Genomic DNA, 14,522 nt, shown 5'->3' with positions numbered 1-14,522 from the left:
GTACGTCACCGATGCGTGCGCTCGTACGTCATCGGTGTGCGCGTCCGCTCAGCCGACGCGGGTCAGCTTCGCACCGAGGCCGGGCTCGGCGAGGTCGGACCTGAGCGCGACGGGGATCGTCACGGCGTCGCTGGAACCGTCGCCGACCCTCAGCTCGCCGACGACCGTGCCTGCCTTGCCGGTGTGCGGAACCGCCGACCTGCCCTCGCCGATCGACAGCTCGGTCTTCAGACCGGGCCAGCCGACCGCCGTCATGTTCCTGGTGGCGACGACCGGGGTCCGGCCGCCGAGCTGGTCGTCCACATAGCCGACGACCTGGCCCTTCTTCACCACCATGGCGGTGGTCAGGCTCTTCTGGACCTTGTCGATCAGCTTCTGGCTGTTGACGAGCGCCAGGTGGAGGCTGTCCCAGACCTTGCCGGTGCCGGCGTTCTGGTTCATCACCGCGCCGTAGATCGTCTGCGTCTTGCCGTTCACGGTCTTGGTCGCGGCCCACACCAGGTTGCCGCCCGCGGGCGTCGACGAACCGGTCTTCAGGCCGATCACACCGACCTGCTGCACCAGCAGGTCGTTGTTGTTGTAGATCGGCGTGTCAAGACCGGGGATCTTCGCGCTGGCCATCCCGACGATGCTGCGGAACACGTCGTTCTTCATGACCTTCTTGGCCAGCTTGATCTGGTCGGTGGCCGTGCTGACCGTCGTCTTCTGCAGACCGCTCGGGTCCGTGTACGTCGAGTTCGTCATGCCGAGGTCCTTGGCCGCGGCGTTCATCTTGGCGACGAAGCTCGCGTTGTCGGAGTCCCAGCGGGCCAGCAGCCGCGCCACGTTGTTGCCGGAGGGGATCATCAGCATCTGGAGCATCTGGCGCTCGGTGAACTGCTGGCCCTTCGACATGGCCGCCGTCGACTCGTCGGGCAGCTTCGACTCGTCCTCGGCCTGCTGGTCGACCGTGATCTTCTCGCCGTCCTCGTTCCCCTTCAGCGGGTGCTCCTGAAGGACCACGTACGCCGTCATGATCTTGGCGACGCTCGCCGTGGGGGACGGGGTCTGCTTGCCGTCGGTCCCGAGGCTGCCCACGCCGTCCACCTCGATCGCGGACTGACCCTGACCGGGCCAGGGCAGGTCGAGGGTGCCGCCGTCGAAGGTGTACGTCTGGTCGGCGGTGAGCGCGAGACTCGGCGTCGGCAGCGGACGGAAGGCCTGCGCGACTGCAAAGATCACCACGAGCAGCAGGACCAGCGGCGTCCAGATCTTGACCCGCCGCACGAGCGTCCGGACCGGGGTCTGCGGCGGCGGCGGAGTGTTCGTCAGCTCGGCCAGCAGGTCCAGCGGAGGCTTCGGCGGAAGCGGCAGCTGGGTGGTGCGCTCGGGGCCGACCTGCTGGATCGCCGCGGTGGCCGCCGCAGGCCTGTCGGTGCTCCCAGGGGCGGGCGCGGGCTTGTCGACGGTCCCCGGGGCGGGAGCGGGCCTCGGCCGGGCCGGGGCGCCGGGCTCGTCGAGCGGCTTGAGGGCGACGAACCTGCTCGTGCGCTCGGGATCATCTACGGGCTTGGCGCCCCGCTCGTCGGCCGGCCGCTCCGTGGCCTTGGCGGCGGGCTTGGCGCCCCACTTGGCCGCCGGCCGCTCGGTGGCCTTGGCGGCAGGCTCGACGGAGGCGTCCGTCTCCCCGGACGTGGGCTTCTCCGCTGCCGGGCGCCGGGTGGCGCCGCCCAGCTTGAGCATGGTGGTGGGCTGGTCCACGGCCGGAGGCCGCGGGGCCTTGAAGATGGCGGTCGGCTGATCGACGGGGGGCTCGGGGGCGGATTCCGTGTCCGGGGTCTCGTCGGTCTCCGTGTCCGGGGTCTCGTCGGTCTCCGTGTCCTGGGTCGCGTCGCCGGAGCCGGAATCCGAGTCGTTGTCGGCCCGACCCTCGGGCGCGGTCCGAGGCTTGTCGGCGGCGGACTCGGGCAGGTCCTCGGTCGCGGATACGGCCACTCGTGCGGAGGGGGCCGCGGGCCGGTCCTCGCGCTCGTCGTCCGGCGCGGCGTCGGGCTCGTCCTCGGGGGCGGCCTGGATCTCGTCCTCGACCGCGGGCTCGGGGACGTCCTCGACCTCGGGCGCGGCCTTGGAGGCGGCTTCGGCGGCCTCGGAGGCGGCCTGGGAGGCGGCTCGGGACGCGAGGGCGGCGTCCAGCGCCGACTTCGGGCGGGGCTCGTCCTCGGGCCCGTGCGCCACGGGAGCCTCGCCGGAGGCGGCTTCCGGCTCCTGGTCGGCCTCGGGCTCCTCGTCGGTGTCGATATCGATGTCGAGGTCGGCGGCGGGTTCGGCGGCGGCCTCCTCGTCCGTGTCGGACGCCACGTCGGAGGCGTCGGAAGCGTCGGACGTGCCCCCGGCCCTCCCGGACGTCGCGGGCTCGCCCGACTCCTCGGCAAGCTCCGCCTCGGCGTCGTCAGCCGGCTCCGCGCCGTCCGTGTCCGCCTCGGTCCCGTCCACGTCGGTCCCGTCGGCGTCGGTGTCTTCCGTGTCGGTGTCTTCGGCGTCGTTCGTGGCGCCGTCACCGCCCTCGGCTCCGTCGGCGCCCTCGGACCCGGCATCGGTGTCGGACCCGGCGTCGGTGTCGGTCGCGTCCGCCGGAGCGGGCTCGTCCGGTCCGGCGACCCACGCGGCCACCGCCGCGCGCAGCCGGGTGTCGCCCTCGACGGTCCTGCCGCCGGCCGCGTCGGCACCGTCGGCGGACTCGGAGGTCCGCTCCGGCTCCGCCGTGCGGGAGGCGTCCACCGTGCGGGAGGCGTCCGCCGACAACGCCTTCGTGGAGAACACCGCCGTCGCCTGATCCACCCGTACCGTGGCGGCTCTGTCACGGGCCATCGCCATTCGGGGGTCGGCCGAGGCCGAGCTCTGGGTCGACGTCGACGCCGGCACGCCCGACCGCGCCGGACTCGGAACCGACGCCGGGGTCACCGGCGTCGCTTCTGCCGACGACGCCGACGACTCGTGCTGCTTCGACCTGTCGGGGGACTCGCCCGCCACCGATGCCTCCTCCATGCGGCGCACGCCCTCCGCGCGCCGAAAACGAACCGTCAAACCCTTGAACCGCCGCCCGGACACCGCTGTCCGAACCATGTACCAGTGTCCTGTGTGAGGGCTTGACTCCTGCGGTAGACGAGAACGACATACCTGCCGGTTCCCTCATATTCCGGTCACGCGCCCTCGACAGACCAATGTGAGAGGGGTCACCCTGTCATTCATCCACGCGGGGAGGCATGGATGGGCAAGAGCCGCAGAACAATTCCGGAGGAGCTTCTGCTGCTGGCGTTGGACCCGACCACGGGTACCACCGCGCAGCCGCAGTCGCTCGACCTCGGCCTGGCCGGAGCACAGCTAGTGGAGCTGGCGCTGGCCGGACGGATAGCCCCAGACGGGGATCGTATCGCCGTGGTGGTGCCACGGCCGACCGGAGATCCAACACTGGACTGTGCGTTGGAACTGCTTCGCCGACGCGGAGCACCCGTACGCGCGGTCAACTGGATTGGCGGACCCCGCCTGGGGCTCCGCCAGACCTACCTTTCGCATCTGGAGAGGTGCGGCATGGTCCATGCCGTGGCCGGCCAGATGTGCGGGGTGCTTCCGACGACTCGCTACCAAGCGACGGACACGGATATCAGCCGGGAGATCAGAACCCGGCTGGACAACGCGATCCGCACCGGCGTCCCGCCGGACCCGCGGACCGCGGCGCTCGCCGCGCTGGCCCATGCGGTCGGTCTCGGCAAGCACCTGTATCCGGGGAACGAGGGACGTTCGTCCCGCTCCCGGCTGCGGGACCTGATCAGGCACGACCCCATGGGCGGCCTCGTGGCACACGCCGTGATGGACGTTCAGAACGGTGTGGCCGCACAGCCACGCCGCAGCCCGGCACCGGCAGGCCGTCCGGCCACCGCTGGAGTCAGGTCCGCACCGGAGACCGCGCGCGGTGTTCCGATGCAACCGCGTCATGGTTCGATGGCGCGCGCCGTGGCGCACTGAGCCGCAGCCCCACGGCGGCCCGCACCACAGCAATGCCGGCAGTACCGCAGCACCCGCAGTTCCCACAGCACCCGCACCGCCAGCACCGCCGCAAGACATGAGCGCCGCACCGCAGTCCCCATGATCCGGTTCGGGAGCCGGCGGCTCGCGCGGGGTGGCTGGGACCGTACGTCCGGACGACGACACGGTCCCAACCGCCCCGCGCGACCGCATCCGAGGGGAGCATGTCTCCAAGGGGACCGCGTCCGCCTCCGCAGCCAGTAGGCCCGGGTGGCCTCAGCGGCGATCTCCCGTATCTCTCAAGGGAGTTCGCGGGGTCCGGGAGGACCGCGCACGGCCGCGTATACACGCCGAATCTGCGAACTTGCGCCCACCCGGCGCATATACGCCGTTTCCCAGCGGTAGAAAGCACCTTGGTGGCAATCTGCTCAACAGCAGATACGCAAAGTACAGGCCCGCAGCCGGAGGTGCACGTCCCGTGGCGTCAAGTGTCAATCCCACCGTCCGGCGACGCCGGCTGGGCCAGGAGCTGCGCCGGCTCCGCGAGCTCAAGGGCATGACGGCCGAAGAGGTCGCCGAGCGCCTGCTGGTCTCGCAGTCGAAGATCAGCCGTCTGGAGAACGGCAGGCGCAGTATCAGCCAGCGCGACGTCCGCGATCTGTGCGGGGTCTACGAGGTCGAGGACCACCGGATCGTCGACTCGCTGATGCAGATGGCCAAGGACTCGCGCCAGCAGGGCTGGTGGCACTCCTTCGGCGACATCCCGTACAGCGTCTACATCGGCCTGGAGACCGACGCCGCGAGCCTGCGCGTCTACGACCCGCAGGTCGTCCCGGGTCTGCTGCAGACCCGGCAGTACGCCGAGGCCCTGATCGCGGGGGCGCTGCCGGAGACCGCGCCCGCCGACATCGACAAGCGCGTTCAGGTGCGGCTGAAGCGGCAGGAACGAATCTCCGCCCCGGACAACCCGCTGCGCCTGTGGACCGTCCTCGACGAGTCCGCCCTGCGCCGGGCGGTCGGCAACCGTTCCCTGATGCGCGACCAGCTGGAGTACCTCGTCGAGCAGTCCCAACTGCCGCACGTCACCGTGCAGGTGATCCCGTTCGACATGGGGGCGCACCCGGGCCTGAACGGCCAGTACGCGATCCTGGAGTTCCCCGACGCGGCCGACTCCAGCGTCGTCTACATCGAGGGCGTGACCAGCGACCTGTACCTGGAGAAGGCGAACGACGTCCAGAAGTACAGCGTGATGTACGAGCACCTGCGGGCCCAGGCCCTGAACGTGGAGCAGTCGCGTCACTTCATCGCGGAGATCGCGAAGGACTACGCGCGCTGAGCGGTCCGGGGCGGCCTCGCGAGGCCGCCCCCGCCGATGAGCGGCCGGACCCTACACTGTCGCCGCCCCGGCACGGAAGACCCCCATGGAATATGCCATCCAGTCGAGTGAATAGTCGCTTCGTCGGCCGATGTTGGCGAGTAGCGTCGATCACGCCACCGAGCAACAACGTTGGCGCAATCCGGACCGCGGCTTTCCTGACGGATCCGCAGTCCGGTGACAGCGCGTCGACGGCTTCGTGGCGGCAACTCATCGAAGAACGACTGTTTTCTGGAGCGATCATGGCAATTCAGCAGGGCGCCACCGACACCTGGACCAAGTCTTCCTACTCCACCGGCAACGGCGCCTGCGTCGAGGTCAAGTCCCCGGTTCTCTCGGCAATGGCCGTACGGGACTCCAAGGTCCCCGCCGGACCCACGCTCGCCTTTCCCGCGGACGCGTGGAACACCTTCGTGGCCGAGGTGAGCCGAGGGTCTTCCGACCTCGTCTGACCCCACCATGACCGACACAACTTCATACGCTCCACCGACAGAGCCCTCTCGACCGGCCCGCCGTCCTGGCCGAGGGGGCTCGGCCCCCTTTTTTTGGGCTCGGTTCGCCTCCGGGGCGCAGAAGCCGGTGCGGACGCGCCCCTTCGGCTCACTCGCCGTAGGGCACCCTTCTAGCGCAGGCGGTCCACGTACGTGTCCGTTCCGGGCACCGTGGGGATGAACGGGGCCACCAACTCCACTCGTCCCAGGCCAGATTCGGCCACCGCCTCGTCCAGGCCCTTGAAGGCCTCCCAGCACTCGCGCGGATCCGTCTCCAGGAACCACAGCAGTGTCAGCCGGGTATCCACGCCCTCGACCTGCTTGACGTAGGTCATCCGGTCGCCGGGGAGCGGGGTCGGCCGGAAGAGGGTGACGAGGGCGGTGGGTGAGCCGGCCAGTCGCCCGGGGAGGTGGCGAGAGCGCAGCCATTCCAGCAACTCGGCCCGCCGGTCGATGGATTCGGCGTCGACCACCTCGACCACGAGGCCCGCGTAGGGGTGGTCGAGGGCGTGGAAGTCGCGGGGGCCCGCGGCGCCGTCGCGGTAGACGGTGGCCTCGTGGTCCTGGAAGGCCGTGAAGACGTGCGTACGGTCCTGGTAGACGCGGCCGTCGCGGTTCAGCCGCTTGTTGATGCCGACGGTCCACTTCATGTGGTCGTCGTAGCGGCCGTCGGTGACCCAGTAGGTGGAGAGGTAGCAGCCCGCGGTGACCGGCTGGGCGACCGCCGACTTCTCGGGGTAGCGCAGCAGTTGGAGGTCGCGGGTGGCCACCCAGCGGCGTCCGGCGTACATCCAGGGCATGGCCATCGCGCCGGCGTAGTAGTGGTCGTCCTCGTACCAGCGGTTGTAGGCGTACTCGTGGCCCGGGTGCGGTTCGACCATGGTGATCAGGGCGTGGCCCGGGTGGACGCCGTACGGGCCGAGGGCGGCCAGTTCCGCGTAGGTCTCGCTGCGGGTCTCCTCCGACATGACGAACCCCTTCCTCGGTTCAACGTGCGCGGGACTTCCTTCCTCCGCCGGACGCCCATACTCTGACGCTCCGTCAGACAATGCGCCAGAGCTGGGGAGGTCTCGGATGTCACTGCTCACCGGCAGGACCGTGGTGGTGTCGGGCGTCGGGGCCGGACTCGGCCATCAGGTCGCGGCGGCCGTGGTGCGCGACGGAGGCGACGCGGTGCTCGGGGCGCGCACGGAGGCGAATCTGGCCAAGTCGGCGGCCGAACTGGACCCGGACGGCGCGCACACGGCGTTCCGCGCGACGGACATCACCGACGAGGGACAGTGCGACGCGCTGGCGGCGCTCGCGGTCGAGCGTTTCGGGCGGATCGACGCGGTGGTCCATGTCGCCGCCTGGGACAGCTACTTCGGCGGTCTGGAGGACGCCGACTTCGCGACCTGGCAGTCGGTCATCGACGTGAACCTGCTCGGCACACTGCGGATGACCCGCGCCTGCCTGCCCGCACTGAAGGAGCGCGGCGGTTCGGTCGTCATCATCGGCACGCAGTCGTCGGTCGCCGCGCCGAGCCAGGTACGGCAGGCGGCTTACGCGGCCTCGAAGGGCGCGCTGACGAGCGCGATGTACTCCCTGGCACGGGAGCTCGGGCCGCACCGGATACGGGTCAACACCGTGCTGCCCGGCTGGATGTGGGGCCCTCCCGTCGAGGCGTACGTGCAGTTCACGGCGTACACCGAGCAGGTGCCCGAGGCGGACGTCCTGAAGCGGCTCACCGAGCGGATGGCCCTGCCCGAGCTGGCCACGGACGGAGACGTCGCGGACGCCGCGGTGTTTCTGGCGTCCGACCGGGCGCGGGCGATCACGGGCCAGTCGCTGCTCGTGAACGCGGGCGAATTCATGCGGTAACGCGGGCGAACCCATCCGGTTACGTGGGCGAACTCGTGCGGTAGGCGGTACGGCCGGCGCGACCCCTCTCCCAGGCGCACGGGACCCGCATCCCGTACGGCTGTCGACTTGTCCTTGCTGTTGTGGGTCTGACGAAGTGCCCGCTCATGGTGTGGTCCACGTCACGAGCACGACAACCGCCCGACAGGTAAAGTGGAAGCAAAATCGTTCTGCTTTCTGATCTGTGTTCATATCTGTGACCGCGCAAGGTCTTGACCGGCCGGTCGGACCAGCGGTTCAATCCCCGAAGTCCCCGCTCCCGCACGGGGCGCCGCTCGCCCCCAAGCTCTCGGCTTCGCTCGAGCAGGGGGACCCCCAGGCGTACTGGCGAAGTGCCGTCCGGTATCTGCAGGTTCACAAGGCGGACCCCTGGAGGGGGCACATGAACGGTCTCGACTGGGCCGTCCTGGTCGCGTATTTCGGTGTGATGACCGCGATCGGGGTCTGGTCCCACAAGCGTGTGGACGATGTCAGCGACTTCTTCACCGCGGGCGGCAAGATGCCGTGGTGGTTGTCCGGCATCTCGCACCACATGTCGGGCTACAGCGCGGTGATGTTCACCGGCTACGCCGGCATCGCGTACACCTACGGCATCACCTCGTACGTCACCTGGGCGCTGCCCATCGCCATCGGCGTCGCCATCGGCGCCAAGGCCTTCGCGCCCCGGCTCAACCGGCTGCGCTCACGGCTGCACGTCGCCTCACCCCTCGAATACCTCAAGGACCGCTACAACGTGCAGACGCAGCAGGCGCTGGCGTGGTCCGGCATCCTGCTGAAGATCGTGGACGTCGGCGCGAAGTGGGCGGCCATCGCCACCCTGCTCAGCGTCTTCACCGGCGTCACGCTCACCCAGGGCATCATCATCACCGGCGGCATCACGGCGGTGTACTGCACCATCGGCGGGCTCTGGGCGGACGCCCTGACCGAACTCGGCCAGTTCGTCATCCAGTTGCTGGCCGGTCTGTCGATGCTGGTCATCGCGCTGAACAAGATCTCCGACCAGGGCGGTCTCTCCAAGGCACTGGACTCGCCGAAGCTGCACGGTCACGCAAACGGGTTCGCGGGCCCGTATCTGACGGTGTTCTTCATCGCGTACCTGTTCATCAAGCTGTTCGAGTACAACGGCGGCATGTGGAACCAGGCCCAGCGCTACATGGCCACCAAGAACGCCAAGGAGGCCACGCGCTCTGCGTTCCTGTCCGCCGGGTTGTGGTTCGTGTGGCCGGTCATCCTGTTCATCCCGATGTGGCTCTCGCCGCTCCTCGTCACGGCGCAGAAGCCGGACGGCTCCGACGCGTACGGCCTGATGGCCGACCAGCTGCTGCCGCACGGCCTGTTGGGCCTGGTCGTCGTCGGGTTCTTCTCGCACACGATGGCCATGTGCTCCTCGGACGCGAACGCCATCTCGGCCGTGTTCACGCGGGACGTGATGCCAGTGTTCTCCAGGGCCGCGCGTGCCTGGGACACCCGTGCGGGGCTCATCGCGGGCCGCGTCACCACCGTCGGCTTCCTCGGCTTCTCCATGGCGGTGGCGACCCAGGTCAACTCCCCCACGTTCAAGGACATCATCACCATCGTCATCAAGTGGGTGGCGGGGCTCATGGGACCGATCGCGATCCCGTTCATCCTGGGCCTGCTGCGGCCGTTCCGTAAGTCCGGTCCGACGGCGGCCCTGACGAGCTGGGCCTGCGGTCTGCTCGCCTTCTTCTTCGTCAACTACAACCTGGACTTCTCCCAGCGCACGGACGTGAAGCTGGAGTACCAGGTCTCCGTCCCGATGGCCATCTCCCTCGTCCTGTACATCCTCATCGGCTTCCTGAGGCCCGAGGACACCCCGGAGCGGGACGCGATCATCGAAATGATCAACACGGACGACGACGGATCGGCCACCGCGGCGATCCCGGCCCCGGCGGGGGCACCGGACGAGGTGGTGGGCACTCCGGTGACGGACTAGGGCGGCGAGAAGGACGACAACCGCTGAAGGGACCGGGACGTACGGGCCGGGGGACGTACGGGCCGGGGACGTACGGGCCGGGGGACGTACGGGCCGGGGGACGTACGGGCCGGGACGGCTCAGGCGCGCGGGTAGCGGGCGAGCCAGCCCGGGGACGAGCCGGCGGGCCCGTGCAGGGCGGGCCCCTGGGTCATCTCCATCGCGAAGTCGTCCGCGAGGACCAGCACCGTGGGACGGCCCTCCAGTTCGGCCAGCCAGGCCGGCGGAAGGGCCGTCTCGCCGTGCAGGGCGCCCAGCAGTCCACCGGTGAGCGCGCCGGTGACGGCGGAGGGCCCGCCGTGGTTGACCGCGAGGCACAGTCCGTGCCGGACGTCCTCGCTGACCAGCACGCAGTACACCGCGACGGCGAGCGACCCCTCGGCGGAGCCGTCCCCGGCGAGTTCCTCGACCCGGGCCGGCGAGGGCATCCCCTGCCGTACGGCGCCCAGTGCGTGCTGGAGCGCTGCGGCGACCGGCTGCTGCCCGGGGCGGGTCGCCAGGAGCGCGAGGGCCTGCTGCACGGCCGCGTCGAGGTTCTCGCCGCGGGCGAGCGCGTGGACGATCACGGCGTACGCGCCCGCCGTCAGGTAGGCCGAGGGGTGGCCGTGCGTCTGCGCGGCGCACTCGACGGCGAGTTGCATGACGAGCTGCGGCTCCCAGCCGACGAGCAGCCCGAAGGGCGCGGAGCGGGCGGCGGCCCCGGGGCCCGGCTCACCGGGGTTCTTGGGCGCGTCCAGGGTGCCCATGATCTCGTCGGCGAGGCCGAGCAGACAGGCCGGGGCCGGGTCGCGGCGGGCGTAGAGCCACTCCTCGCGGGCCAGCCAGCCGTCGTCCTTGCGGCGTTCGTCGGGCCCCCAGTCGCTCTGGGTGGCCGCCCAGCGGCGGTAGGCGCGGTGCACGTCGGACGGCGGGTGCCAGGCGCCGGTGTCGCGGCGCACCTGGGCGCGGACGAGCCCGTCGACGCTGAACAGGGCGAGCTGGGTGAGGTGAGTGACGGCGCCGCGCCGGCCGTACGCGGGGGCCAGGTCGAGGAGGCCCTCCGCTCCGTACGCCTCCCGGATCCCCTCCAGGGAGAGTCCGTCGAGCGGCGCGCCCAGGGCGTCGCCGACGGCCGCGCCCAGGAGCGTCCCGCGGACCCGGCTGCGGAAGTCCTGCTGCTCCCCACGACCCCAGACGGCACCGGCTGTCGCACCCACCGAGACCTCCTGCTGCACCGTCCCCACATCCGACAGCTCAGCACTGTAATCGAACGGGAACGGTCGGTTGAGGCTGCGGATCCATATACGGGACGTGGTCCCAGTGGTCCCAAGTGGTCCGGTATGGGCGCCGTTCGGCAGAAACGCGGTCTGGTCCGGCAGCCGTTCGCAGCCCCGCCCCACTTCGCCGGTCAGTCCGCCCAGCGCGCCCGGACGGCGTCGCGGGCCGCTGTGACCGTCGCCAGGCGCGCGGCGAGGCGGGAGTGGTCGGTGGCGGGGCTGAGCAGGAGTTCGGCGAGGATGTCCGCGAGGACCGCCAGGTCGTCCCAGTCGGGGTCCGCGGCCAGCACCTCGACCAGCCCCCGGTCGGCGTCGGCCCAGTCCGCGAGGCCCCAGCCGACGATGCACCGGCCCTGCCGGCGTGTGGTCGCGTCCAGTTCCTCCGTGTCCAGGAGTCGTGCCAGTTCACGCCACAAGGGGTCCGCGGTTTCCGGGCCCCGGGACCGCAGTTCGGTCATCGCCAACTGGAACGTGCCCGGTCCCGCGTCCTCCGCGCGAAGCCGCTCGGCGAGGTGCCGGGCCCGCGCCCACTGCCCGGTGTACCGGAAGGCCTCGACGCGCAGGTAGTCGCGGTCGAGGACGATCGCGTCGTCCGGGCTCGGCGCCGGGTCCGCCTCGGACAGCCGGGCCATCGCCTCGTCCCGTCGGCCGCTGTGGATCAGCATCTCCACGACTTCGTAGCGTGCCGCGTCCACGTCCCCGCCCAGGGCGATCCGGCGTTCCCAGTCGGCCAGGGCCCGCTCGGTCCGCCCGGTCGCCAGGAGGACGCGGGCTCGCTGGTCGTACGCGTACGCGTAGTCCGGGTCGACGGCCAGGGCCCGGTCCAGCCAGGTCAGTGCCTCCGCGTGGTCCTTCAGGTCGCGGTAGGCCGCCCCCAGACAGCCCAGCGCCGAGGCGTTGTCGGGATCCCGGTCCAGCACGTGCCGGAAGACGGAGATCGCCTCCTGGTGTCGGTCGTCGATCCGGTGGGCGTTGCCCAGCTCGATCTCGATCCAGTCGGCGTCCGGACGCGCCGCGAGCGCGCGCCGCAGGTCCTCGTGCGCGCCGGGCACGTCCTCCAGCCGCCGCCTCACCCGTGCCCGCATCACCAGGCCCCAGGCGTAGTCGGACTCCAGCGCGACGGCACGGTCGAGATCGGCCAGCGCCTGCGCGCTGTCGCCCAGCTCGTGGCGGCACACCCCGCGGCCCGCCAGGGCCGAGGGATAGTCGGGTCTGAGGCCGATGGCCCGGTCGAGTTCGGCGACGGCCTCCTCGAAGCGGCCCGCGAGCCGGTAGGCGTCGCCCCGTTCCGAGGCGACCCAGGCGGAGTCCGGCTCGAGGCGGGCCGCCCGGTCCAGGTCGGCGAACGCCTTGTCCCAGTCGTCCGTGTCACGGCGCAGCCGGGCCCTGCGGACGAGCGCCCACAGGTGAGTCCCGTCGATGCTCAGCGCGCGGTCGAAGTCGGTGCCGGCCGCGTCGAACTGGTCGAGGGCGTGCCGGCACACCGCTCGGGAGGCCAGTGGGTCGGCGTTCGTGGGGTCGAGGGCGACGGCCCGGTCGAAGCCGGTCACCGCCTCCTCGAAGCGGCCCGCCAGACGGTGCGTCTCCGCACGCTCCGCGATGATCCATCCCGTGTCGGGCCGCAGTTCGTCCGCCCGGTCGAAAGCGGCCAGCGCCGCCGGGTAGTCACCGAGCAACTGGTGGGTGAACCCACGGCCGTAGTGCACGCGCGCCTCGTCCGGATCGATCTCGATCGCCCGGTCGTACTCGGCCAGCGCCCGCTCGTACTCCCCGCCGTTCCGCAGTTCCCTGGCCCGCACCCCGTGTGCCAGGGCCCGCCCGGGACCGTCCAGTGCGGGGCGGGCCAGCAGCAGATCCATCGCCCCGGCCACCCCGTCCTCGTCGTCCGCGAGGGCCTCGGTCAGTCCCCGGCCCAGGTCGCGCAGGACCGGGTCGCCCGCCGCGTCTCCGGCCTCCTGGAGCATCCTGGCCCAGCCGCGCCCGACCACGTGATCGACGCGGCAGGCCTCGACCAGGTCGCGCAGGGCGTCACCCAGCGCCGCGAGCGGCCGGGCGCACAGCCGGTGGTACGACTCCTCCAGCAGCATCAGCCGCCATGGCTCGTGCCTCCACACCTCGTCGGGAGCGATCAGGCCGTTCCCCGCCTCGGCACGCCAGCGGCCGAAGACCTCCGCGAGCCTGTCGTGCCGTTCGGTCCAGCCGCGTGGCGAGTGGCGCCGCTGCAACCGGAGCATCGGCTCGCGGACCAGGTCGTGATACCGGAGCCGGTCGCCGCGGCCGTCCACGAACGGCAGCCCGCGCAGCCAGCCGAACAGAGCGTCGGCGTCCTCGTCGGCGCAGTCCACGGCCGCCCGGAACACGTCCAGGTCGAGGCGACGGGGAAGGGCGCAGGCGAGGGCCACCGCCCGGCGGACCGGCTCGGGTTCCCACTTCAGGAAGCGTTCGACGGCCGTGGCCGATGGGTCGCCGATGTCGTCGGGGTCCGCAGGTCGCTGCTCGGCCAGGGTCGAGACCAGCAGGGGCAGTCCGCCCGTGAGGCGCAGTACCTCCTCGACCACGGGTTCCGACACGACCCCCTTGTCCGCGAGGAGCCCGCGCGTCTCGGTCTCCGTGAACGGTGCGAGGGGCAGGTCGGTGACGAAGTCGGTGAAACCGCCCCAGCGGAAGGTGTCGAAGGGGTGCTGACCGGCCGTCACCACGATGACCGTGGCGGGCAGCATGCCGTGCTCGCGGGTCGTCATCACCGCGTGGAGCCATGGGTCGAGGAACGGTCCTGTCCGCTCGTAGGTGTCGAAGAACAGGACGGTCCACGGCACGGCGGACGCGGCCTCGGAGAGCTCTTCGAGGAGGACCGGGGTGAGCACGCCCTGCGGCGACAGGACCAGCCGTACGTCCTCCTGGTTGCGCAGGCGGGCGCTGAGTCCGGCCCGCAGCCTGTCGGCGCCCTGGGCGAGTTGGGCGGGGTCCAGGACTCCGGCGAGGGCGCCGACCCCGGGGACCATCCCCAGCCCCACCAGGCCGGCCCGCGCCACCGTCAGGCTGCCCGCCGAGGGGGTGCTCCGCTCGGGCTCCTGCGGGGCGAGGACGGCGGCCTCCGCCTCGTGCCGCCGCTCGTGGTACGCCGCCAGCAGCCGGTCCAGCTCCTTGAACCGGTGCCCCTGCCCGGCGAACTGGCGGCTCATCGCCGCCATGGCCTCGGGCAGACTGCCGACGTTCTCGTCGAGGTACGCCGTCAACGCACCGTGCTCACGCGCCAGTTGTTCCATCTCGCGGACCAGGAACGTCTTGCCGACACCCGCGTTGCCGTGGACGTGGAACAGGAACCGGTGCCGTTCGTCCTCGGGAGGCAGCTCGAAGTTGGCGCGAAACGTGGCTCGTTCGGCCCCCCGCCCGACGAACCCGTGCCGTCGCCGCCCCTCGATCAACTCCTGCATCGACGGCCGCGCCCGCGCCATTCGCCCGCCCCTCCCCCATGGTCCGCCCGGTCCGTCCCCAGTCTGACGCAA

The 14,522-nt window shown here is 71.1% G+C and carries 9 protein-coding genes; 5 read left to right on the top strand and 4 right to left on the bottom strand.

Annotated features, from left to right (window positions below; genetic code table 11):
- Positions 1–48 precede the first annotated feature (48 nt).
- The gene (locus ACFYR3_RS24845) at positions 49–2,847 is read right to left on the bottom strand and encodes a D-alanyl-D-alanine carboxypeptidase (protein WP_389284747.1); all 2,799 of its coding nucleotides are present in this window, start codon (positions 2,845–2,847) and stop codon (positions 49–51) included.
- 399 nt (positions 2,848–3,246) lie between these two features.
- Between ACFYR3_RS24845 and ACFYR3_RS24840 the strand changes: the two genes are divergently transcribed.
- The 3 genes from ACFYR3_RS24840 (at position 3,247) to ACFYR3_RS24830 (ending at position 5,829) form a co-directional block, all read left to right on the top strand.
- On the top strand, positions 3,247–4,002 hold the full coding sequence (locus tag ACFYR3_RS24840) for a GPP34 family phosphoprotein (RefSeq protein ID WP_355847347.1): 756 nt from the start codon (positions 3,247–3,249) through the stop codon (positions 4,000–4,002).
- 478 nt (positions 4,003–4,480) lie between these two features.
- Entirely contained in the window at positions 4,481–5,338 is an 858-nt protein-coding gene (locus tag ACFYR3_RS24835; RefSeq protein WP_355847345.1) for a helix-turn-helix transcriptional regulator, read from the top strand.
- A 281-nt stretch (positions 5,339–5,619) separates the two neighbouring features.
- Positions 5,620–5,829: a DUF397 domain-containing protein gene (locus tag ACFYR3_RS24830; RefSeq protein ID WP_355847342.1), complete on the top strand. Its 210-nt coding sequence runs from the start codon at positions 5,620–5,622 to the stop codon at positions 5,827–5,829.
- A 170-nt stretch (positions 5,830–5,999) separates the two neighbouring features.
- On the opposite strand, the gene ACFYR3_RS24825 is transcribed toward ACFYR3_RS24830, so the two are convergent.
- Positions 6,000–6,836 (bottom strand): hypothetical protein, encoded by an 837-nt coding sequence (locus tag ACFYR3_RS24825; protein WP_389284746.1) that lies wholly within the window; start codon positions 6,834–6,836, stop codon positions 6,000–6,002.
- 106 nt (positions 6,837–6,942) lie between these two features.
- Between ACFYR3_RS24825 and ACFYR3_RS24820 the strand changes: the two genes are divergently transcribed.
- Positions 6,943–7,728, top strand: a complete 786-nt coding sequence (locus tag ACFYR3_RS24820; protein ID WP_355847336.1) for an SDR family oxidoreductase — start codon at positions 6,943–6,945, stop codon at positions 7,726–7,728.
- A 421-nt stretch (positions 7,729–8,149) separates the two neighbouring features.
- Positions 8,150–9,721, top strand: a complete 1,572-nt coding sequence (locus ACFYR3_RS24815) for a sodium:solute symporter family protein (protein ID WP_355847333.1) — start codon at positions 8,150–8,152, stop codon at positions 9,719–9,721.
- 119 nt (positions 9,722–9,840) lie between these two features.
- On the opposite strand, the gene ACFYR3_RS24810 is transcribed toward ACFYR3_RS24815, so the two are convergent.
- The gene (locus ACFYR3_RS24810) at positions 9,841–10,956 is read right to left on the bottom strand and encodes an ADP-ribosylglycohydrolase family protein (RefSeq protein ID WP_355847330.1); all 1,116 of its coding nucleotides are present in this window, start codon (positions 10,954–10,956) and stop codon (positions 9,841–9,843) included.
- A gap of 191 nt (positions 10,957–11,147) precedes the next feature.
- Positions 11,148–14,471 carry a tetratricopeptide repeat protein gene (locus ACFYR3_RS24805; RefSeq protein ID WP_389284745.1) on the bottom strand — a complete coding sequence of 1,108 codons (3,324 nt, stop codon included), beginning with the start codon at positions 14,469–14,471 and terminating at the stop codon, positions 11,148–11,150.
- Positions 14,472–14,522 lie beyond the last annotated feature (51 nt).

Source organism: Streptomyces sp. NPDC005784, assembly GCF_042871525.1.
Lineage (GTDB): Bacteria > Actinomycetota > Actinomycetes > Streptomycetales > Streptomycetaceae > Streptomyces.
Note: the sequence above shows the minus strand (reverse complement) of the source record. Positions and strands in the feature narration are given on the sequence as shown.